Raw genomic sequence first — 21,306 nt, 5'->3', positions numbered from 1 at the left:
CCATGAATGAAAGAGTGGGATCCGGCGTTTGTTGGCAACTTCTGACAGGAACCAAAGGAGCTTGCCATGGTGTCGATCTTTGATTTCCAGCCGGAGCATTCCCAGTCCACTCCGGCGAACCCGGTGCGACGTGCCGGCGCCTGGTGGCTAAGGCTGAAGGAGGCGGCGGTGGAGCGTTACTGTGACTGGCGCTTCGACCGCGACGTCTGGAAGATCCATGCGGCACTCGAGCAGTTGTCGGATCGCCAGCTCGACCTGATCGGGTGCAGGCGCGCGTGGCTGATCGAGGATGTCCACCGCCTCGTTCGCAATCACGCCATGGTGACTTGGAGCAGCCAGTCCCTGCCGTCCCTGGCCTGGTTGCCGCCGCTGCACGAGACGGCCGCCGAAGATGCCTTTGCCGACGCATCCCGGAAGCGGGCCGAAGCAGCCTGAACGGTTCCGGCAAGGCCTAGGGGCGATGACGGAGCACGATGCTTTACGGGGGAGTTCGGGATGAGCAGCTTGATCACGGGATCGTTGGCCCGCCAACTGATCGGCATCCGCCGGCTGGCGGGGGTCGACGGGCCGACCGTGGGCCAAGCCATGGCGCATTTCGGCAGCGGTGCCACGATGGTCACGGTCCTGTTTTTCGGACTGCTGGCGCTCGTACCCTCCCCCGGATTGCCGGTCGGTCTTGTTCTTGGCAGTGCCGTGGCGCTGATCGTCGCCCGAATGATGATCCACGGCGGCGATGTCGTTCTTCCTTCCTTCATCGCGACGCGGCGGCTGCCGCGGGCATTTCTCGATGCGGTGCTCCGGCGGACCATTCCGCTTCTGCGCCGGACCGAGAAGCGCATGCGCCCGCGAATGGTACGTTTCAGCACCGGAGCGGGAGCGACGGCAGCGGGTCTCATGATCATCGCTCAGGGAGTGATACTGGCGTTTCCGGTACCGTTCGGAAACGCCTTTCCCGGAGCCGCGATCGTGGTTCTGGCACTGGGGCTGCTGGGACGGGACGGTGTTTGCGTGCTGGTCGGCCATGGTCTCGGGGTCCTTGCGGCCGTGCTGCTGTTCGCCCTGATCTTTGGTCTGTTCGGTGCGATCGGCCTTGCGTTATGAGATGCAAGATCCAGATGCGCTGTCGTCCGAACCGCCACGCTGCTTTCGCTCGTTCAAGGTGAGTGCAACTGTGCTTCCTGCAAGCCACTTTAGGAAGGGTGGGGCGGAGAGCTGGGGAGTGTGCCCCCGACCGGTCAAAGAAACGCATAATCTATCTTATGGAAAATTACTTCGGCAATCTCTCGGCTGTGGGATTGGAACTGAATAAGAGATACATCATGCCCGAATTTTCCCCCTCGGCGTCGCTGTACTGGGCAGTCTATAGTTGCTGGAGCAACAATGAGCGGAGCGGTTTTTCATGCTGTCGCCACAGGGGGAGGATTATAGATGTCAGACGATGATCCGTTTGAATTGCGTCGCCGGGGTGGATCGGAAACTCGGCCCGAAACTTCGATCGACCGCCGCCAGTTCCTGGCGGCAGGCGCGCTTGGCACCGCCGGCGTGATGCTTGCCTTGTCCGGTATCGGCGTTCCAGGAACCGCGCTTGCGGAAACCCCCGCGCGCTTCGCGTATGTGGGATCCTATACCAAGGATCCGCCGGGCGGCGGGAACGACAATCCGGTCGGGCTGTCGGTGTTCCGCGTCGATCCCCGGTCGGGCGAGTTCATGCTGATCCAGCAGGTTCCAAGCGCCAATCCGTCGTTCGTGGCGCTCGATCCGACCCAGCGCTTTCTCTACGTCATCAACGAAATCGATGACTACCAAGGCCAAAAGACGGGATCGGCGGAGGCGTACTCGATCAACCCGGAAACCGGGATTCTGTCGCTGCTCAACCGGCAACCGGTCATGGGCACTATTCCCGGACATCTGACCGTCGATCCGACGGGCAAGTATCTGATCGTCGCCAACTATATGGGCGGCAACTTCGTGACCCTGCCGATCACGCCGGATGGCCGGCTGGGAACCGTTGCCGGCAGCTTCGCCAACAAGGGCAGCGGACCGAACGCGGAACGGCAGGAAGGCCCGCATCCGCATGTCGTCGTCTTCGACAAGGGCAAGCGGTTCATCGCCACGGCCGACCTCGGCGTCGACAAGGTCCAGATCCTCCGGCTAGACGGCGGCAACCTGCAACTGGTCAGCGAAGCGTCGATGGCGCCCGGTGCCGGGCCGCGCCATGTCGTGTTCCACGACAACGGCCGTATCCTCTATGTCGTCAACGAATTGAATGCGACGGTCACCGCGCTTGAATACGATCAGTCCTCGGGCCAGTTGGGAGGGCAGTTACAGACCGTGTCGACGGAGCCGGCGGGGTATGCCGGTCCCCAGAGTACCGCTGAAATCGCGATCCATCCTTCTGGCAAATTCCTCTATGCCTCCAACCGGGGGCACAACAGCATTGCCGGGTTCCGGATCGATCCGGCAAACGGCATGCTGTCGCCGATCGGCCATACCACCTCGGGCATCGACTTTCCGCGGAACTTCGCGATCGATCCGAGCGGCGCATGGCTCTATGCCGCCAACCAGAAGGGAGACACCATCGTCCAGTTCCGGGTCGATCAGGCTACGGGGAAGCTCGTTCCGACCGGCCGTGTGACGCGCTCGGTGACACCCGTGGCGATCGTCTTCTCGACGAGGACCTGAGAGCGCGGACGACGGTCCGATCTCACGGAACCGACTCTTGCGGGACCTGTTGCGACACACAGGCCAGCGTGCGGGCCGTTCAGCGTCGTCTCCCGGAGGTTTCCCGCCGATCGGGACGACGCCAACGGTCCCGAACGCCTTATCGCTGGCGACGAGAACCCGCACTGGAGATCGATATGGTAACCGACTCGAAGAACGACGCCCCCCAGCCGCCGCAGCCGAAGCAGCAGCAGGACATGCCGGGTTCGACCGCCGAAATGACGCCCACTCCCGACCACGGCGAGGAAAGCTACAAGGGCAGCGGCAGGCTGGAGGGACGCGCCGCCATCATCACCGGTGCAGATTCCGGCATCGGCCGCGCCGTGGCCATCGCGTTCGCACGCGAGGGTGCCGACGTCCTGATATCCTACTACAACGAACACGACGATGCCCGCGAAACGGCCCGCTGGGTCGAGCAAGCCGGACGCAAGGCCGTGGTCGTGTCCGGTGACATCAAGGAGGAATCCCACTGCAAGGAACTCATCCAGGAGGCGATCGACCGCTTCGGCAAGCTGGACATCCTCGTCAACAATGCCGCCCATCAGGCGACCTTCGAGAGCATCGAGGACATTAGTTCCGAGGAGTGGGACGTCACGTTCCGCACCAATATCTACAGTCAGTTCTATCTGTGCAAGGCCGCCATCCCGCTGATGAAGCCCGGCAGCTCCATCATTAACACCACGTCGATCAACGCGAAGAACCCCTCCCCCAACCTGCTGGCCTATGCCACCACCAAGGGCGCCATTGCGAACTTCACCGCTGGGCTGGCCGGGCTGGTCGCGGAAAAAGGCATCCGGGTCAACGCCGTGGCGCCCGGGCCGATCTGGACGCCTTTGATCCCGTCGACCATGCCGAACGAGAAGGTCGAGAGCTTCGGCGAGAACACCCCGCTTGGACGTGCCGGGCAGCCTGCCGAACTGGCGGCGGCTTACGTAATGCTTGCATCGCCTGAATCGAGCTACATCACCGGCGCGATCATTCCGGTGACCGGCGGACGGCCGATGCTTTGAGGTCTACCGGCTTCGACGCTGTGTAGGGAGTTGACAAGGCTCCGCCTCCAAATGGGCGGAGCCTTGTTCCTTTTCCAGCTCAGGCGGGCAGACGCCGGCCGTATTCCGCCTTGAGCCGGGTCCATCTGTCCCAGAACGAAGTCGCCTGCTCTCCCCTCGCCCGCGAGGCCAGCGTGTCGAGATGGGCGTGCCAGCCTGCGCTGACGTTCAGCAAGGTCTCGCGATCGGGCAGACGGCGATGGATTACCGTGAGAAGAACCTGATCGCCTTGGGGCTCCAGCTCGAAGGAAACGCCGCCGGTGGTTCCCCAGGCAATGGCGAGCTTGCGCGGTGGGTCGAGTTCGATGATCCGGCTCTGCAACCGGTGTTCTTCGGGGAAGCCGGCCGGCCGCTCGCCGGGTGGGTCGCTGAGTTCGTCGTTGCGCCAGACGAATTCGAAGGGCGCATCGACCTTCATCTCCATTTCGCCGGCTGCCAGCCACTGGCGGCGCAGCTCGCTTTCGGTCAGGTAAGCCCAGCATCGATCGACGGAGCCGGGCAGAAGCCGCTGAATCTTCAAGGTAGCGGGCTCTATCAGCTCGCCATAAGCGTCCAGTGTCGCTAGCTCGGTCATTGGTCGTCTCCTTTGGGGGCGGGGGGCTTGCGGGCGTCCTCCTCGCGGAGGAGGCGTTCAAGGGCATCCAAGCGGTTGGCCCAGAAGCGTTCGTAGAAGTTCAGCCACTCGTGCGCGCTCGCGAGCGGTCCAGGATCCAGGCGGCACAGATGGGTGCGGCCACGAACCTCGCGCCGGATCAGTCCGGCGCTTTCCAGTACCTTGATGTGCTTGGAGGCAGCGGCGAGCGAAATCGCGAAGGGTTCCGCGAGTTGCCCGACCGTCCGCTCTCCGCCCGCGAGTTGGCGGAGCATGTGGCGGCGGGTCGCATCGCCGAGTGCATGAAAAACTGTATCCAGGGGATGCGGATTTAATTCAACCATGTGGTTGAATATACGCTGGATTTTGAGAACAGTCAACTAGTTGGTTGAATGATTTCGCAAACCGCCGGAAGCGCCGCTGATGGCGCTCCGGTCAGGCTTGGATCGTTACGGCGCGTCTGGTTTTGCCGGGTCCCTGCCCTGCTCCGCATACCATGCGGAGACGGCTTCGATCTGCTCGTCCGTCAGGTGGATCGCTATCTTAGACATCAGGTGGGAGAAGTGCGTTCCGCCGCGCTCTTCCTCCTTCCAGAGTTCGAGATGGGTCTTCGCGTACCATTCGGGCTGGCCGTTGATATAGGGATAGTGGTCGTTCTTCGACCGCCCCTCGAGACCATGGCAGCTTTCGCAGGCGGGGATCTTTCGCGCTGCGATTCCTTCCTGCGCGATCATGCGGCCAAGGTCGAGCAGCGCTGCCCGGTCCGGGGGCAGATTGCCGGCAGCGGCGGACGCGACGATAGCGCTTTCGCTGCGGGAGCCGTGAGGAAGGATTTGCCTTGGGATACCGTCGCCCCCTGCCGTCTCGCTCATGCGTAGAGCGGGTTCGGAGCGGTTGGTCCTGGGCTGGGAGGCGTACCAGTCCGCAAGGGCCGCCAAGGTCGCGTCGTCATAGCGTCTGGCGGGCGGCTGCATCAGGCCGGACTGGCGTGCACCAGTGGAAAATGCCTTCAGAGTCGCCAGAAGATAGGCCTTGGGCTGCGCGGCGATGACCGGGAACGCCTCGGCCGCATCGCCCGAGCCACGGCCGAGGCCATCGCGGCCATGGCAGCGCGAGCAGTCCGCAAGCGCCGTCTCGAACACGCCGGTGGAGGCCGCCGCTGCTTCGCCGCCGGGTTCGGCCGGCGAGCCGGCGGGAGTTCCGCCCAGCGCCAATTCGGTATAACGTTCGGCGGTCATGTCGGGAAGAGCGCGCAGGAAAGCGACCTGTGCCCATACTTCGTCGTCGCGGTCCTGGGTGACCCAGGCGGGCATGCCGGAATATTTGATCCCATGCTTGACGATCCAGAAGAGCTCCCGATCCTTCCACTCTCCGACGTTTTTCTCCAGACGGGGCGGATGCGGCGTCATCGACAGGACGACCGGCGACTGCGGCACGCCCGGCGCTCCATGGCAGGACGCGCAGCCGGTCGCGAAATGCCCCGCAGTGCGCTGGACTAGTGCAGGGTCCGCGAGATCGACGCCTTCCGGAACGGATATCAGCATGGACTGGCGATCGACGGAGTTCTGCATCGTCCAGTGCAGGAACCAGCCGACGATGCTGTAATGCCCAGTAGAAGCGGCGATGGAGACGAGGCCGGAGAAGCTGACCGCAAGCGCTAGGACGACGGCGCCGAAACCTGCGGCAAGGACTTTCTTCCAGGTCAGGGTAAAAGCGATCCGCATCTAGCCGGCCTCCCCTATCGGCGCCCGGTCCCGCAGGACGGTCGAGAGTAGCGCCAGTCCACCGGCAAGATAGGCCGATCCTCCGATGACGAGCATGAGCGCTCCGCCGAGCTGCTGGTCACCCAGCGGCGTCAGAGAGGCTGCCGACGAACAGACCGCGGCACAGGCGTAGAGCGCCCGGGGAGCCAGGAGCAGGAGCGCGCCGAGCAGAACCATGTGCATCGACGTGATCAGGAGCGCGCAGACGCCGGCGGCCTTGGCTCCGACCGCCGTGGTCCAGACTAGGACTCCTGCCGCAAGGAACGATGCCTGTTCCATGACGAAGAGACCGGTTTGCATCCGGGCGGCGTCATGCAGCGCCGGGGCGTGCCATGTCCAGACGGCCGCGAACTCGAACAGCGACGCCGCGATCGCCAAGGCGGGCGGCAGGGCCGCGACTTGTGCCGGAAGCGCCCGTGAGATGCCGAGGGCGAGCAGCGGCGACACGACTGCGACGACTCCCATATGCATCACCATGTGTGCCGAGAACGACCCTCGTGCCATTTCGGGGAGAGGGCCGAACCACAGGAATCCTAGCAGGGCCAGCCCGGCGGCGAGCGGCCAGAGATGTGCCTGGTTGACGGCGAATGGGGCTGTGGTGTCCGTCATCGGCAATCCCAGATGGTAAGTGCAGGCATCGCGACGAATATCACGCCGACGAAGGAGAGTGCCGCCAGAAGCACTGTCGAGAACTCCAGGAACCTCTCACGGTCGAGGTCGGTGTCCTCGTTGTGGCGGTAGCCGCCGCCGTGATAGCGCCACTCCCGGATGGACCGCCACAGGACGAAGCCTATGGCTACTAGGGCAATTACCGTAATGCCGGCCACCAGGAGCCGCGTTCCGCCGATCGGCTCGAAGATGTCGCTGTTCGGAGCGCATTCGACGGCGGCGACGACGTAGCTGAGAAGGAAATGGAAGGCCCAGACTGTCGGAGCCGCGATCAATGTCCAGAGGTTGTCTTCGGTATGCCGGGAGAATGCCAAATCAGCCTCCTCAAGCCGCAAGTGGAGACAGGCCGATGGCGGCGACCGTGATCAGACCTGTCGCTGCCATGAAGTGCCAGTAGAGGGCGACATTCTCGATGTCGATGTCGTAGACCGGGGTCAGTCTGCCGGCGAAGGAGCGCGCCAGACAATAAGCCAGCATCAGGGCGCCGACGGCGGCATGGGCCACCGTCCAGATGACGAGCACCCAGACCGTGGCCGGATAGACGTGGCTGACGGGGTCGAGGCCGGCTCCGTACGGCGCCCAGACGAGAGCCGCTCCGCCTGCCAATGCCAGACCGGTACCGCCTGCCATCAGGACCCGCGCCACGGCGACATTCCCCGCCTTGTTCGTCTTCAACGCCGCCCAGGCGGCCGCCCAGGCTCCGGCCGTCAGGGCCAGCGAGACCAGCGGCCACAGCAAGCCCGGGGTCGGCGCTCCGGTCGGCGGAAAGTCCTCGTGGATCGTGAAGAAGAAGAAATAGCCGAAGACGAGGGACAGGAAGGCCGTCCCGTCGCCGACCATGGTGATGAACATGGCCCACCAGCCGACCGATTGCGGGCCGGACTTGTAAAGGGGCAGGCTGAGGCCGAGGCCGACGTCCTTCTCCGCTTTTTCCGGGATCAGCGACGTGCCGCGCCACAGCCAGACCAGGATCGAGATCGTCGTCAGGACCATGGCGACAAGTGTCGCTTCCCACCAGTGGAAGGTCGCGAAGATGAAGACGGCGCCCAGCAGGATCGCGGCGATCATCGTCATGAAGGTAGGGCCGGGTACGCGAAGACACTGCACCGGCTCGCCGTCGAGCACGCTTGTCACCATCGTCTCGCGCTGGAGTTCCTCGGCGTCGGCCAGATAGAAGCGTCCCTTGTCGTAGTCCTCCATGAAGCCTGGCTGCTCCCACAGCGGATAGCGCGTCTTGATGATGGGGACGCAGCGCACGCCCCAAGACTTGCCGGGGACCTCGGAAAGCCATTCGAGCGTTCCGGCATTCCAAGTATTGCGCTCGGCGTAGGGCTGGTTCCCCTTCGGCCGAAGGATGTCGAAGACGATGATCAGGATACCCGCGGCGAAGATGAAGGCTCCGACCGTCGATATCAGGTTGGGAAGATCCAGTCCCAGGCCCGTCGGATAGGTCCAGACGCGCCTCGGCATTCCCATCAGCCCCGACAGGTGCATCGGGAAGAAGGCGACGTTGAAGCCGATCAGCATCAACCAGAAGGCGATCTTGCCCAGCCGGTCCGACAGCCGTCGCGAGCCGACCAGCGGCCAATAATAGTAGACGCCGGCGACCACCGGGAAGAGCATGCCTCCGATCAGGACGTAGTGCAGGTGAGCGACGATGAAATAGGTGTCGTGCGCCTGCCAGTCGAACGGCGCCAGCGCCACCATGACGCCGGTCAGCCCGCCGATGACGAACACGGCGAGCGCTCCGCTGACGAACAGCATCGGCACGGAGTTGACGACCCGGCCGGCCAGCAGGGTCGCGATGAAGACGAAGACCTGGACGCCTGTCGGGATCGCCACCGCTTCGGAAGCGGCCGAGAAGAAACCCAAGGAGATCGACGGCAAGCCGGTCGCGTACATGTGGTGGACCCACAGGCCGAAGGACAGGAAGCCGGTGCCGACCGCCGCCAGCACGATCCAGGAATAGCCGATCAGGGGCCGCTGTGCGAAGGTCGGTATGATCATTGCTACCAGAGCGATAGCTGGAAGGAACACGATGTACACTTCCGGATGACCGAAGATCCAGAAAAGGTGCTGCCACAGCATCGGGTCGCCGCCGCGTTCCGGATCGAAGAACGGCCAGTTGAACAGCCTTTCGAGTTCGAACAGGATGTCGCCCGCAATCAACGGCGGGAACGCGAACAGGATCATGCCGGCGACGACGAGCACGTACCAGGCGTAAAGCGGCATCAGGTTGAGCCGCATGCCGGGCGGGCGACATTTCAGGGTTCCGACGATCAGTTCGACGGCGGCGGCGATGGAGGCGACTTCGATGAACGACAGGCCGAGCAGCCAGATGTCTGGACCGTAGCCCGGCGTGAACCGTTCCTGCGTCGTCAGCGGCGGATACATGAACCAGCCGCCCTCCGGTGCCGCACCGAAGAAGATCGAGCCCGAGACGAAGACGCCGCCGATCAGGAAGCACCAGTAGCCGAAGGCCGACAGCCGAGGGAACGGCAGATCGCGGGCTCCGAGCATCTGGGGCAGGATGACGATGGCCACCGCCTCGAAGATCGGCACCGCGAACAGGAACATCATCACCGTTCCGTGCAGCGTATAGACCTGATTGTAGAAGCTTGCCGTCAGGAAGTCGTTCTCGGGAACGGCGAGCTGAACGCGGGCCAGCAGTCCCAGCACACCGGCAAAAAGCATGAAGGCGAAGGATGTCGCGGTGTACCAGATGCCGACTTCCGTGTTGTTGACCACCGACCAGTAGCGCCAGCCCTTCGGCGTTTCCCAGACCTTGTTCAGCCGTTCTTCCTGGCCTTTGCGAAGCTCCTCGGCATCGCGACCGTCATGAGTGGCGCTCATCGCAGTTCTCCCAGCCAGTTCGCGATGACCGCGATATCGTCATCGGGGAGCATGCCGAAGGCCGGCATCTGCACACCCGGTTTCACATGGTCGGTGGCGCGGATGAAGGCGGTCAGGTTCTCCCTGTTGTTTTCCAGCAGGCCGGCGCCGAGGGTAAGCCGGGACGCCACGTGGGTGAGATCCGGTCCGACGGAGCCCGCAGCCGGCGTTCCGCGGACGGTGTGGCAGGCGGCGCACCCGTTGCCGAGGAAGGCATCGACCCCTCTGCCCGACACGACGGCGGCGGGCTCGGCCATTGCCGCGACATGAGCCGCATACTCGGCTTCCGGGACGGCGACGACGCGGAGACCCATCTGGGCATGGGCATCGCCGCAGAACTCGGCGCAGACGCCGTTGTAGACACCCGCGACCAGCGGTTCCAGGACGATCCGGTTGACCCGGCCCGGTATCATGTCGGTCTTGCCGGCCAATGCCGGAACCCAGAAGGAGTGGATCACGTCGGGGCTGCCAAGCAGGATCTCGGTCCGGCGGCCAACCGGTATCCAGATTTCGTTGGCGCTTTCGACGCCGCCGGTGGGCAGGCTCTTGACGATGCCCGGTTCGCCCTCGACGTCGTAGGCGACACGCCACCAGAAGCGCTCGCCGGATACCGCGATCCTTGGACCGTCCGCCGGCCGGCGATACCCCGGCATCTTCTCCAGGCCCCAGTACAACAAGAGCGCCAGCACGACGGTCGGGAAGACGCAGCCGCCCCAGACGATCAGCCGGACCCCTATGCGGGCACTGTCGCGGGCGGGGGTCGAGCGCACCGCATAAAGGCTGAGGCCGATGACGAAGAGCCAGATGACCGAAGCGCCCGCCAGCATCACATAGAACAGGTGGAGGATGCTTTCGGATTCACTTCCGGCGGCCGTGAACGTCGACTGCGGACCGGAGCAGGACGCAAGCACGGGAAGGGCGGCCGCTACGGCTTTAGCGGCTCCGGCACGGCTGCGGGTCGGTTCCGGCGGTGGATGGGGGTCTGTCGGGTCGTGCAGCAAGATCGGCCAAGCTCTTCCGGGGGAGGTCAGGGGGACGAAGGCTGGTTCGCCTTCGCGTCGGGCTGGAGGGTATCCAGGATGCTGGCCATGAGGTCGCGGGCCTGCTTGAGGCGTTCGTGGTTGAGCCCTACGACAGGAAAACTGCCCGAGGTCATCACGCTGATCACGACGTTGGCATGATCGAGCCGCTCGTCCAGATCGCCGGACGGTTCGGACCGGCGGCGGGCGATCAGATGGTTCCGGATCGAGACCAGGCATCTCAAGACTTCCACGACTTCCTCGTGGTACTGCTCGGGCTTTTCGTCCAGCACGCGGTCCAGCGTTTCCAGCGCCTTGTCGCAACCCTGCCTGTCGATCATGGCAGTCGCCCCCGCGCATCGACGGCACGGTCGACGCGGCGGCGCGGCTTTGCCCCCTCGGGTATACGCTGGGTCAAGCGGAAGTAATCATCGGGCCGTTCGGCCGACTTATTGCCTGCCTGGAAGATCGCCTGCCGCATGACCATCCCGCCGGCCAGCAGAGCCAGCGATCCCAGGATCGAAAGTCCGCGGCTGGGCCGCTTCGACAGCGCGTTGATCGAATGGCAAACCAGCGGGACGCCAAGTCCCAGGGCCAGCGCACCGGTCTTGTAGCTCATGCCGATGGGGCCGTCGCGCAGGGTGGCGCCTACTCCGGTCTCCCGGTGGCGCTTCTCGGCGAACGCCGTCGCGATCAGTTCGCCCGCCGCCGCCACGGCGGCAAGGCCGTCCAGGCGCCGGCTGTTGTCCGCATTACCGGCGATCTGTTCACCGAGCGACAGCGCCGCCGCCGCCGTCGCCATGGACGAGGTTCCGAACTGCGCCGCCATCGCCTGTGGCGCCGATGCCCAGAGGGGCGTGCTGGTGGCGCTCAGGAGTGCGGCGGTGTAGGTGCTCATGCCGGCACCCAGGAAGGCGGCCGGAACCTGCGTCATGTCGGCCGCGCGGCGCATGGGAGAGCGTCCGCCGTCGGCCCGCCGCTCTCCGATCAGGTGCGCCACGGCGGTCAACCCGCTCGCGGCGCCGAACGCCCCCAGGATGTACGACCCGAACGACATGGGCGAACTGGTCCGGTAGATCCGCAGCATGTTGTAGAAGCGGCTGGGGGTCTTCAGGTCCATGATCAGCAGCGGCGCGCCGATCGCTACTCCGGCCACGGCCAGGAACCGGCCGTTCCGTATGGTCGTCTCGTCCCGCTCGTCGCCCAGCCGGTCGGCCAGGGTCGCGATGATCTGCGCCGACCCTGCCAGCCCCGCGACATAGACATAGGCCGCGACCCTCCAGTCGAACGGGCTGGGCTTGACCGAGGCTTGGCCGTAATAGGTCTCGCCGTTCCATTCCTCGACGGCGGGGTGCGGTATAGCCGTTTGCTCGACCCGTCGTTCGACCGGCTGCCGGGCCTGTTCCTGCTTCATCGTCCCCGCTCCCGACCCGACGACATCAGGGCTGCCGCCGCAAGGGTCAGCCCGGCCATCGCTGCCAAGCCGGTGAGGAAGCTGGGCCTGACCCGGTCGCTTGCCCGCGTCGGCGCCACCGGGAGGTTGTAGACCTCCGGCCGGTCGGTCAGCAGGAAGAAGGCGTTCAGGTGCTTCAGGCCGCCGGTCGCTCCCGGCGTATCCGGTGCGCCGTAGAGGTAAGCGTCGGTTGCACCCTTCTCGTGCAGGTCCTCGACCCGCTTTCCTGCCCGTTCGAACAGCTCGTTGATCTCGCCGAACTGTATGCTGTCGGTCGGACAGGCCTTGGCGCAGGCCGGCTCCAGCCCGCCCTTCAGCCGGTCATAGCAGAGGGTGCATTTATGCGCCTTGCCGTCCTCCAGGCTCAGTTCGACCACGCCGAACGGACAGGCCGGCACGCAGTAGCCGCAGCCGTTGCAGATGTCCTGCTGGACGACGACGGTGTCGAACTCGGTCCGGAAGATCGAGCCGGTCGGACAGGCCTCCAGGCAGGGAGCGTTCGCGCAGTGCTTGCACACGTCGCTCATCATCAGCCAGTTGCTCTGGAACGGCTTCATCTCCTGCGCGCGGTCGCCGCCGCTGCCGATCTTCTCGACGAAGGCGACGTGCCGCCACGTATTGGCACCGAGATCGCCCGTGTTGTCGTAGCTGTTGCCGGTAAGACCCAGGTGATCGGCCGGCAGGCCGTTCCATTCCTTGCAGGCGACCTCGCAGGCCTTGCAGCCGATGCACAGCGTCGTATCGGTGAAGAAGCCGTAGCTCTTGCCGGGTTCGATCTTCGTGCCGCAGGTCAGTTCCGACTCGTCTGGGATGACATGGTTCGGAAATGACTCGGCATAATCAAGCGCGCGCGGATGGACGCCCATCAGCCGTCTCCTCGGGTTGGAGCGCCCCGCGTCAGGCGCCCTGGTCTAACGTTGCAGACCAGCGCCTTGTTCTCATGCATGCTGGTATTCGGATCGCCGACGACCGAAGTCAGGACATTGGCGACGTCGCCGGTTGCATAGCCCTTCCAGCCGAAATGCCAGGGCATGCCGACCTGATGGACCACCCTGCCCTCCGCCAGACGGAACGGCTGCATCCGGTCGGTCACGAGCGCTCGCGTCTCGATCTCGCCGCGCAGCGTCGAGATCACGATCCAGTCCGTGTTTCCGATACCGAGTTCCCGTGCCAGTTCGGTCGGAATCTCGGCGAAGCCTTCCGGCTGCAACTCCGCCGTGACCGGGACCGACCGGGTCGGAGTGCCGCCGGAATGGTGCTCAGTCAGCCGGTATGTCGTGAAGGCATAAGGAAAGCGCGGATCGCCCGGCTTCGCCAGCTGGTTGTCAGGTTCCTCCCAGCGTTTTGCGACAGGGTTGGACTGCCTGGGATAGACGGCGTTGTGGACAGGGCTTTCCAGAGGCTCGTAGTGGGCCGGCAGCGGTCCGTCCTTCATGCCGGACGGAGCGAACAGCGCCGCCTTGCCGTCTGCGATCATGATATAGGGGCTGCGTCCGTCCAAAGCGTCCATGCCGGTCGGATGGCTGCTCCAGTCAGGATCGAAGCCGGGCGCCTTGTCCTTGGGGAAGTCGACCGAGTCATGGCCGGTCCACGACTCGTTTTCCTCGTCCCACCAGATCAGCCGCTTCTTCTCCGACCAGGGTTTGCCTTCCGGATCCGCCGAGGCACGGTTACACAGGGTCCGGCGGTTTTCCGGCCAGGCGAAGCCCCAGCCCAGATGGGTTCCCGGTCCCTCTGGCCCATCGGCGCGGCGCGAGCGTGACTGGTTGTGGTCGTCCTGCGGGAAGACGCCACTATAGATCCAGCAGCCGCAAGCGGTGGAGCCGTCGTCCTTGATGTCGCTGATGCCGGTAAGCTGCTTGCGGTCCGCCCAGGTATATCCGTTGATTTCCTTAAGCACCGCTTCCGCCGAGGGGTCGCGGTCCGGACCCATCTCCGGATAGGTCCAGGTCAGGTTCAGCATCGGCTTGTCCCGCTCCTTCTCGCTGCCTGCGTACAGATCCTTCAGACGCAGGCCGAGATGGTAGATGAACCACAGTTCCGACTGGCTTTCACCCGGTCCGTCCACGACCTTGTCGTGCCACTGGAGGAGCCGATGGGTATTGGTGAACGTGCCGTCCTTCTCGCCCGCCAGCGACCCCGGCATCAGGAACACCTCGGTCCCGATGTCCTCCGGCCTCATGTCGCCGTCGCGGACCAGATGCCCGTCCTTCCAGAAGGAGGCGGTCTCGGTATCGGCGCAGTCGCGCACCACCATCCAGTCCAGTTTCGCCAGTCCGGCCTGAACCAACTTGGAGTTGCTGCCGCCGATTGCCGGGTTCTGGCCCAGGAAGAACATCCCCCTGATCACGCCGTCGCGCATCGCCATAGTCATCGGCAACTGGCTGTGGTCGCCGACGATCTTGGGCAGCCATTCGTAGCCGAAGCCGTTGGATTTAGCCGCATGGTCGCCGTACCAAGCCTTCAGCAGGCTGACCGCGTATTTGGGGAAGTTGTGCCACCAGCCGGTCGGTGTCTGCTCGGTCTCCAGATACTGGTCGAAGTCCTTGTGCTTGCGATAGGCATGGGGCTGCTGAAGGTAGCCCGGCAGCATGTCGTAGAGCGTGGGGATGTCGGTGCTGCCCTGGATGCTGGTATGGCCCCGCAGCGCCAGCACGCCGCCACCCGGCCGCCCAACATTGCCCAGTAGCGCCTGGATGATCCCGGCGCCCCGTATCATCTGGACGCCGGTGCTGTGGTGCGTCCAGCCGACCGCGTAGCAGATCGCCCCGGTCCGGTCCCGTCCGGAGTTACGGGTCATCGCCTCGCAGACCTTCAGGAAGGTGTCCGCGCGGCATCCCGTCACTCGCTCGACCATCTCGGGCGTGTAGCGGGCGTAGTGCCGCTTCATGATCTGGTAGACACAGTTCGGGTGCTGGAGCGTGCGGTCTTGCGGCGGCGGACCCTCGCTGGTGCTCTTCGAGGTTTCGTCGAAGGACTCTGTCGTGGTCGCATGATGTTCGGCCAGCGACGACGGCACCTTCATGCCTTCGTACTGCCAACTGTCCAAGACGTAGCTCTTGCTGTCCTCGTCCCAGCCGGAAAACACGCCGTCCAGTTCGTCCGGTCCTTGGTAGTCCGGCGAGATGATGGTCGCGATGTTGGTGTATTCCATCGCGTATTCCTTGAACCACAGGTCGTTCTCAAGGATGTACCGGATGATGCCGCCCAGGAACGCGATGTCCGTCCCGGCGCGGAGCGGAGCATGAATATCGGCCAGGGCCGATGTCCGCGTGAAGCGCGGATCGGCATGGACGACAGTGGCGCCCTTCTCCTTCGCATGCATGACGAAGCGGAAGGCGATCGGATGGTTCTCGGCCATGTTCGACCCCATCACCAGGATGAAGTCGGAATTGGCAAGATCCCACTGGGCGAGCGTCGCCGCTCCCCTGCCATAGGTGGCACCCAAACTGGGCACCGACGAACTGTGTCAGACGCGGGCCTGGTTCTCAATCCAGACCATCCCCAGGCCGCCCGAGAACAACTTCTTGATCAGGTAGTTCTCTTCGTTGTCGAGGGTGGCGCCGCCCAGCGAACCGACGCCAAGGGTATGGTTGACGATGGTACCGTCGGGTAGTTTGTGGACGAAGGTCTCGTCGCGCGTCCGCTTGGTGAGGTGAGCGATGCGGTCCATCGCCCAATCCATCGGTTTTTCCTCCCACTGGTCGGAATGCGGCGCCCGGTATAGGACCTTGTCCAGCCGATCCGGCATCGTCATCAGCCCCAGGGTTGCCGCTCCCTTGGGACAGAGCGTCCCTTGGTTGATCGGGCTGCGCGGATCGCCTTCCACATGGATGACGCGGCCGTTCTTGGCATACATAAGCTGGGAGCAGCCGACGGCGCAGTAGGGGCAGATGTTGGTGCCGACGGTATCCGCCTCTTCCAGCCGGGGCCGCAGCCCCCGTGACAGGCTGCTCTCCGCCGCCTTCGTGGCGGAAGACTGTCCGGCGATCTGGCGCGGAACCGACCAATCGCGGACGAAGCTTCCGATGCGGTCTGAAAGGGAGCGGCTGCGGATACGCTTCATCGTCTTGCCCTTTACTGGCTTAAACTTTAACCGGCTTGAACTTAGATGGCTTGCCTGTGGCTGGGTTCGTCGGCCCACCCGATATCGTGGACGACGCCGGCGATCAGGGTCGCGGAATCCTCGTAACGGACGGTCACCTGCGCTTGGGAGCGCTGAAGCTCCGGCAGATCCTGCGGCTCGATCGGGGCGGAGTGGGACAGCACGAACAGCATCGGCTGCCCGTCTTCCGGCTCCATCTTGAAGCGCCCTTCCTGGACGATCGTGATGGTGCCGGTCATCGTCTTTAGATCTTGCTTCATAAATTCTCGACCCCGGCTTTCCGCCGCTCGGCGCTTGTTTTTTCCGAAACCTGCACGCCGGTAACGACGCTTGCCGGGGATTGTTCCGCAGTGGATTTTCAACGTCGGGGAATGCCGCCCAGCCGGACCGATATACGGTCCGCACAGGCGCGCAGCATGGCGAGGGCTTCGGCCTGACCGACCTTGTTTCCTTTCATGTGCAGGAAGGGGACCGTCAATGCGGCCAGTGCTGTGCCGGAGTACCCCAGAACGGGGCATGACAGGTCTACCACGCCCTGAACGGCGTCGCTGACGTTCTCCTCGTATCCCTGTGCCGCGATGGCATCCAGGCGGATTTCCAACCCTCCATCGGGCGGCGCGTCTTCCGGCCCGTCCACATGTCGCGACATGTAACCGGTCTTCTCGGCCGCTGGCAGGAAAGCGAGCAGCACCCGGCCCGAAGCCGTCGCCGTCAGCGAAAATCCGGCACCTGTTTTGACCGAAAAGGTCCGGCTGGTCGGAGCCTCGGCCCTTGCGATCACCAGAATGGCGTCGCCGTCCAGGACGGATAGATGGCAGGACTGGCCGGTCTGCTCGGACAGCGCCCGCATCTCCTGCCTGGCAGCCGACAGGATGCGGTCCATGGTCGGGTGCCGGATCGAAAGCTCGAACAGCTTCAGGGTCAGGACGTACCCAGCGTCGATGCCGCACCGCCGGACGTAGCCCCGCCGTTCCAGTGCCGCGAGCATCCGGAAAATCTCGCTGATCGACCGGTCCAGTCTGGACGCGATCTGGCTTTGCGACAGGGGTTCCTCTTCGCCCGCCAGAAGCTCGAGGATGTCCAATCCTTTTTCCAGCGCCGGGGCGCTGTAGCCTGACGCCCGCTCCGCCGTTGTCTGAATTTCACTCATTATAGCCTACACCCGCCTACTGTAATTTTACCCTTGCGTGGTCGTTGCCAAATATGAAAACCTTATAACCAAGGCTGCGACAACAGGCCGCATGAGGTCACCCCCAATGACCCAGTGGCCACCAAGATCAAGCCAGGAGGAAACGACATGACCCAGGCTCTGTCGAGCGATAGCATCGCCCGTCTTAAAAACGATGGAATTCTTTTCCCCATCCCCGTCTTCAGCGAGGAGGAGATATCGGGCTACCGTACCAGGCTGGAAGATCTCGCCCGGCAGGAAGGCGGAAAGCTGTCCCGCGCCACCAACCAGAAACCGCATATCCTGCTGCCATGGCTGAACCGGCTGATCCGCGATCCCCGGATCCTGGGGCCGGTATCGGCGGCTCTCGGTCCGAACATCCTGTGCTGGGGCTCCGGCTTCTTCTGGAAGCAGCCCAAGGACCCCGCCTTCATCTCCTGGCATCAGGATTCGACCTATTGGGGCTTGTCGGCGCCCGATATCGTGACCGCGTGGGTCGCCTTCACGCCGAGCACGGTGGAAAGCGGCTGCATGCGGGTCGTACCATGTAGCCATCACAAGGACCAGCTTCCCCACAAGGATACCTTCGCGGAAACCAACCTGCTGTCGCGCGGCCAGGAGGTCGCTGTCGAGGTCGACGAGCGGGAGGCGGTCGACGTCGTCCTCAAGCCGGGCGAGATGTCGATCCACCATGTCCGCCTGATCCACGGATCGGAACCGAACCGTTCCGAGCAGCCGCGCATCGGCTTCGCGATCCGCTACATCCCCACCTATATCCGGCAGACCGCCGGCGTCCGCGACAGCGCTACGCTGGTCTGGGGCGAGGACGAGTTCGGCAACTTCGATGCCGAGCCGGTGCCGGAGACCGATTTCGACCCGCGTGCCGTGGCCTTCCATACGGCCATGCTGGAGCGGACGGAACAGATCCTCTACGCCGGCGCCGAAAAGGTGAAGCCTTACGCTCAGCCGACCACACGCGGCTGAACGGCCCCGCCAAAAACTAGAAGCCAAAATCCAAAAACAAAACAACGGGATCAGGGGGAAACAATGAAGCGGATACTCTTCGCGGGCCTGCTGGCGGCTTTCTGCGCCGGCACGGCTCCGGCCATGGCGCAGAGCTACGTGATCAAGTTCGCACACTCGCTGTCTAGCACCGAACCGGCCCACCTTGCGGCGGAATACTTCGCCAAGAACGTCGGCGAGCGCACCAAGGGGGAGGTCGCCATCAGCGTCTTCCCCAGCGAGCAGCTCGGCTCCGGCAAGGACGTCAACGAGATGATGCGGCAGGGCGCTCCTGTCATGAACATCACCGATCCCGGCTACCTGTCGGATTTCGTGCCAGACGTGGGCGTGCTGAACGGCCCCTATCTTTTGAAACAGGCCGACGATTTCAAGAAGATCCTGAAAAGCGACTGGTACAAGGACCTCGACAAGAAGCTTCAGAAGGCCGGTTTCCGTGTCGTTTCCTTCAACAACCTGTTCGGGCCGCGCCATATCCTGTCGGATAAGCCGGTACGTTCGCCGGCCGACATGCAGGGCGTCACCATCCGCGTCCCGCCCAACCAGATGTGGATCGAGACGTTCAAGGCCATGGGCGCCCGCCCGACCACGGTCAACTGGTCCGAAGTCTATACCGCACTCCAGCAGAACGTCGTCTCGGCAGTCGAGGCTCCCTTGGCTTCGCTCTACGGCTCCAAGCTGCACGAGACCCGTAAGGTGCTGTCGCTCGACCAGCATTTCATCTCATGGATCACCTTCGCCATGAGCGAGCAGTATTTCCAGATGCTGCCCAAGAACATTCAGCAGGTGCTTCTGGAGGAAGGCGAGAAGGCCGGCGAGTATATGACCAAGCTCACCCTGGACCGTGAGCAGGACTACATCGCCAAGTTCAAGGAAGCCGGCGTTACCGTTGTCGACGACGTCGACCTCGCCGCCTTCGCCAAGCAGACCGAAAGCGTCTACTCGGCCTTCCCGAAATGGACGCCGGGCCTTCACAAGCAGGTCCAGACGATCCTCGACAACTGACGCCGATACGCCAAGGACCTGGGGAGAATGCCATGGTCGAACTGGCCGACACGGGCAAAGCCCGTCTCGCCGGGCGCGGGGAAGCCGGATGGCTCACCCGCGCGCTCGCCAACCTCGAAGAAACCGTCGCCAGTGCCGCCCTGCTCGTGGTCATCGGCTCCGTCTGCTGGGGCGTACTGAGCCGTTACGTCACGCAGCAGCCAGCCGTCTGGTCGGGAGAAGTCGCCGCCATCGCATTCGCCTGGGTGGTGTTCCTCGGAGCGGCGGCGGGCTTCAAGCGGGGACTGCACGTTTCCATCGACATGCTGGTGGCGCTGCTTCCCGCGAAGGCCCGGCGCGTGCTGGACCTTGCCGTCGAACTGCTGGTCGCGGCGTTCTGCGTCTACATGGTCTGGCTGGGCGCTACCTTCACCGTCACGAACTGGGACAACCCGACCTCGGTGCTCCGCCTGCCCTCCTCCATCGTCTATGCCGCCGTGCCCGTCGGCTTCGCCCTGATGGCTGTTCGGATCGTCCAGCGGGGATTGGGGTTGGGTCCGCGCTTCGATCGGCCGGAGGATGCGCCATGAACCTGCTCCCAGTTTCCATCATGTTCGGGATGCTGGCGCTCAACGTGCCGGTCGCCTTCGCGATCGCCATGGCGGCGCTTAGCTTCTTCCTGTTCGCCGGCGGCTTGCCGATCAACATCTTCGTCCAGCGTCTGGTCGGCGCCACGGAGTCCTTTCCGCTGCTGGCCGTGCCGTTCTTCATCCTGGCCGGCTCCATCATGAACCATGCCGGGATCACCCGGCGCCTGATGGTGCTGGCCGACGCCCTGGTCGGCCACTGGATCGGCGGTCTGGCGCAGGCCAACATCATCCTGGCGACCATGATGGGCGGCCTGTCGGCGTCCGCCAATGCCGATGCGGCGATGCAGGCGAAGATGCTGGGGCCCGAGATGATCCGGCGCGGCTATGCGCCGGGCTTCGTCGCGGCGCTGACCGCCTGTGCTGCGGTGATCACGCCGATCATCCCGCCGGGCATCGGCCTCATCATCTACGGCTTTCTGGCAGATGTTTCGATCGGCCGCCTGTTCATCGGCGGCGTCGTCCCAGGAATGATGCTGTGCGGCGCGCTGATGATCGTGACCGCCGTGATCTCGCGCCGCCGGGGATACCAGCCGAGCCGCCCGCGTTTCGTGTCCAGGGCGGAACTGTGGTCCGCCTTCACCAACGCGATCTGGGCGCTGACCATCCCGCTTTTCATCCTGATCGGCATCCGCTACGGCATCTTCACACCGACCGAAGCCGGGGCGATGACCGTGCTTTATGCAGCGCTGATCGGCTTCGCGGTCCACCGGGAACTCAAGCTCTCGGACCTGCCGTCCGTCCTGACGGAGACGGTGCTGGCGACCAGCACGGTCATGCTGATCATCTGCTCGGCGTCTGCCTTCGGTTTCTACATGGCATGGGAACGCATCCCGTTCACCGTGGCTGCCGGGCTGGTCGAACTCACTCAGAACCCGTACCTGCTGCTTCTTCTGATCAACGTGATGCTGATCGGGGTCGGCATGCTGATCGAGGGGACGGCCGCCCTCATCCTGCTGGCGCCCATCCTGGTTCCGGTAATCACCAAGGTCGGGATCGATCCGGTGCATTTCGGTCTGGTGATGGTGGTCAACCTGACGATCGGCGGCGTCACGCCCCCGGTCGGAACCCTCATGTACACGACCTGCTCGATCCTCAACGTGCGGCTTCAGCGCTTCACGGTGGAGGGGCTGCCCCTGATCCTGGCTCTGATTGCCGTGCTGATGCTGATCAGCTTCTTCCCGCAACTCGTCCTGTTCCTGCCCGACGCGCTGATGGAATGAC

At 64.1% G+C, this 21,306-nt stretch carries 22 protein-coding genes; 8 read left to right on the top strand and 14 right to left on the bottom strand.

Going from position 1 to position 21,306, the window contains the following annotated elements; translation table 11 throughout:
* The first annotated feature begins 66 nt into the window (after window positions 1–66).
* From N826_RS17500 to N826_RS17485, 4 genes are all read left to right on the top strand, one after another.
* Window positions 67–435, top strand: a complete 369-nt coding sequence (locus N826_RS17500; RefSeq protein ID WP_044430877.1) for a hypothetical protein — start codon at window positions 67–69, stop codon at window positions 433–435.
* 60 nt (window positions 436–495) lie between these two features.
* Window positions 496–1,101, top strand: a complete 606-nt coding sequence (locus N826_RS17495) for an exopolysaccharide biosynthesis protein (protein WP_044430875.1) — start codon at window positions 496–498, stop codon at window positions 1,099–1,101.
* 327 nt (window positions 1,102–1,428) lie between these two features.
* A complete protein-coding gene (locus N826_RS17490; protein WP_052831501.1) occupies window positions 1,429–2,682 on the top strand; it encodes a lactonase family protein in 1,254 nt (417 codons plus the stop codon).
* A 176-nt stretch (window positions 2,683–2,858) separates the two neighbouring features.
* Entirely contained in the window at window positions 2,859–3,731 is an 873-nt protein-coding gene (locus tag N826_RS17485) for an SDR family oxidoreductase (RefSeq protein ID WP_044430873.1), read from the top strand.
* 79 nt (window positions 3,732–3,810) lie between these two features.
* Here the strand turns inward: N826_RS17485 and N826_RS17480 are convergent, their stop codons facing one another.
* The 14 genes from N826_RS17480 to N826_RS17415 form a co-directional block, all read right to left on the bottom strand.
* On the bottom strand, window positions 3,811–4,344 hold the full coding sequence (locus tag N826_RS17480) for an SRPBCC family protein (RefSeq protein WP_044430872.1): 534 nt from the start codon (window positions 4,342–4,344) through the stop codon (window positions 3,811–3,813).
* Window positions 4,341–4,706, bottom strand: coding sequence for an ArsR/SmtB family transcription factor (locus tag N826_RS41745; protein ID WP_084720846.1), 366 nt, complete (start codon window positions 4,704–4,706; stop codon window positions 4,341–4,343). Before N826_RS41745 ends, N826_RS17480 begins: the two co-directional genes overlap by 4 nt.
* 105 nt (window positions 4,707–4,811) lie before the next feature.
* Complete coding sequence (locus N826_RS17470; protein WP_044430870.1) at window positions 4,812–6,086, bottom strand: c-type cytochrome; 1,275 nt, start codon at window positions 6,084–6,086, stop codon at window positions 4,812–4,814.
* Window positions 6,087–6,734, bottom strand: a complete 648-nt coding sequence (locus N826_RS17465) for a cytochrome c oxidase assembly protein (RefSeq protein ID WP_044430869.1) — start codon at window positions 6,732–6,734, stop codon at window positions 6,087–6,089.
* Window positions 6,731–7,108 carry a hypothetical protein gene (locus N826_RS17460; protein ID WP_044430867.1) on the bottom strand — a complete coding sequence of 126 codons (378 nt, stop codon included), beginning with the start codon at window positions 7,106–7,108 and terminating at the stop codon, window positions 6,731–6,733. Before N826_RS17460 ends, N826_RS17465 begins: the two co-directional genes overlap by 4 nt.
* A gap of 10 nt (window positions 7,109–7,118) precedes the next feature.
* Entirely contained in the window at window positions 7,119–9,647 is a 2,529-nt protein-coding gene (ctaD, locus tag N826_RS17455; RefSeq protein WP_044430864.1) for a cytochrome c oxidase subunit I, read from the bottom strand.
* Complete coding sequence (locus tag N826_RS17450) at window positions 9,644–10,687, bottom strand: cytochrome c oxidase subunit II (RefSeq protein WP_211099318.1); 1,044 nt, start codon at window positions 10,685–10,687, stop codon at window positions 9,644–9,646. Before N826_RS17450 ends, ctaD begins: the two co-directional genes overlap by 4 nt.
* 26 nt (window positions 10,688–10,713) lie before the next feature.
* Window positions 10,714–11,046: a hypothetical protein gene (locus N826_RS44830; RefSeq protein WP_044430862.1), complete on the bottom strand. Its 333-nt coding sequence runs from the start codon at window positions 11,044–11,046 to the stop codon at window positions 10,714–10,716.
* Window positions 11,043–12,119 (bottom strand): NrfD/PsrC family molybdoenzyme membrane anchor subunit, encoded by a 1,077-nt coding sequence (gene nrfD, locus N826_RS17440; RefSeq protein WP_052831500.1) that lies wholly within the window; start codon window positions 12,117–12,119, stop codon window positions 11,043–11,045. Before nrfD ends, N826_RS44830 begins: the two co-directional genes overlap by 4 nt.
* Window positions 12,116–13,024: a 4Fe-4S dicluster domain-containing protein gene (locus tag N826_RS17435; protein WP_044430861.1), complete on the bottom strand. Its 909-nt coding sequence runs from the start codon at window positions 13,022–13,024 to the stop codon at window positions 12,116–12,118. The genes nrfD and N826_RS17435 overlap by 4 nt, the downstream gene beginning before the upstream one ends.
* A complete protein-coding gene (locus tag N826_RS17430) occupies window positions 13,024–15,606 on the bottom strand; it encodes a molybdopterin-dependent oxidoreductase (protein WP_486669393.1) in 2,583 nt (860 codons plus the stop codon). The genes N826_RS17435 and N826_RS17430 overlap by 1 nt, the downstream gene beginning before the upstream one ends.
* A gap of 21 nt (window positions 15,607–15,627) precedes the next feature.
* Window positions 15,628–16,224: a dehydrogenase gene (locus tag N826_RS46295; RefSeq protein ID WP_044430860.1), complete on the bottom strand. Its 597-nt coding sequence runs from the start codon at window positions 16,222–16,224 to the stop codon at window positions 15,628–15,630.
* Window positions 16,225–16,265: 41 nt separating this feature from the next.
* Window positions 16,266–16,523, bottom strand: a complete 258-nt coding sequence (locus tag N826_RS17420; protein WP_044430858.1) for a hypothetical protein — start codon at window positions 16,521–16,523, stop codon at window positions 16,266–16,268.
* A 98-nt stretch (window positions 16,524–16,621) separates the two neighbouring features.
* Window positions 16,622–17,413: an IclR family transcriptional regulator gene (locus N826_RS17415; RefSeq protein ID WP_044430857.1), complete on the bottom strand. Its 792-nt coding sequence runs from the start codon at window positions 17,411–17,413 to the stop codon at window positions 16,622–16,624.
* Between the two features lie 147 nt (window positions 17,414–17,560).
* Between N826_RS17415 and N826_RS17410 the strand changes: the two genes are divergently transcribed.
* From N826_RS17410 to N826_RS17395, 4 genes are all read left to right on the top strand, one after another.
* Window positions 17,561–18,415 (top strand): phytanoyl-CoA dioxygenase family protein, encoded by an 855-nt coding sequence (locus N826_RS17410; RefSeq protein WP_044430855.1) that lies wholly within the window; start codon window positions 17,561–17,563, stop codon window positions 18,413–18,415.
* Window positions 18,416–18,478: 63 nt separating this feature from the next.
* Window positions 18,479–19,456 (top strand): C4-dicarboxylate TRAP transporter substrate-binding protein, encoded by a 978-nt coding sequence (locus N826_RS17405; protein WP_044430853.1) that lies wholly within the window; start codon window positions 18,479–18,481, stop codon window positions 19,454–19,456.
* Window positions 19,457–19,488: 32 nt separating this feature from the next.
* On the top strand, window positions 19,489–20,025 hold the full coding sequence (locus tag N826_RS17400; RefSeq protein WP_052831496.1) for a TRAP transporter small permease: 537 nt from the start codon (window positions 19,489–19,491) through the stop codon (window positions 20,023–20,025).
* Window positions 20,022–21,305 (top strand): TRAP transporter large permease, encoded by a 1,284-nt coding sequence (locus N826_RS17395; RefSeq protein ID WP_044430850.1) that lies wholly within the window; start codon window positions 20,022–20,024, stop codon window positions 21,303–21,305. Before N826_RS17400 ends, N826_RS17395 begins: the two co-directional genes overlap by 4 nt.
* Window position 21,306: the final 1 nt, after the last annotated feature.

It is taken from the genome of Skermanella aerolata KACC 11604 (assembly GCF_000936425.1).
Taxonomy (GTDB): domain Bacteria; phylum Pseudomonadota; class Alphaproteobacteria; order Azospirillales; family Azospirillaceae; genus Skermanella; species Skermanella aerolata.
The sequence above is the reverse complement of the archived record's forward strand: the minus strand, read 5'-3'. Positions and strand labels throughout refer to the sequence as shown.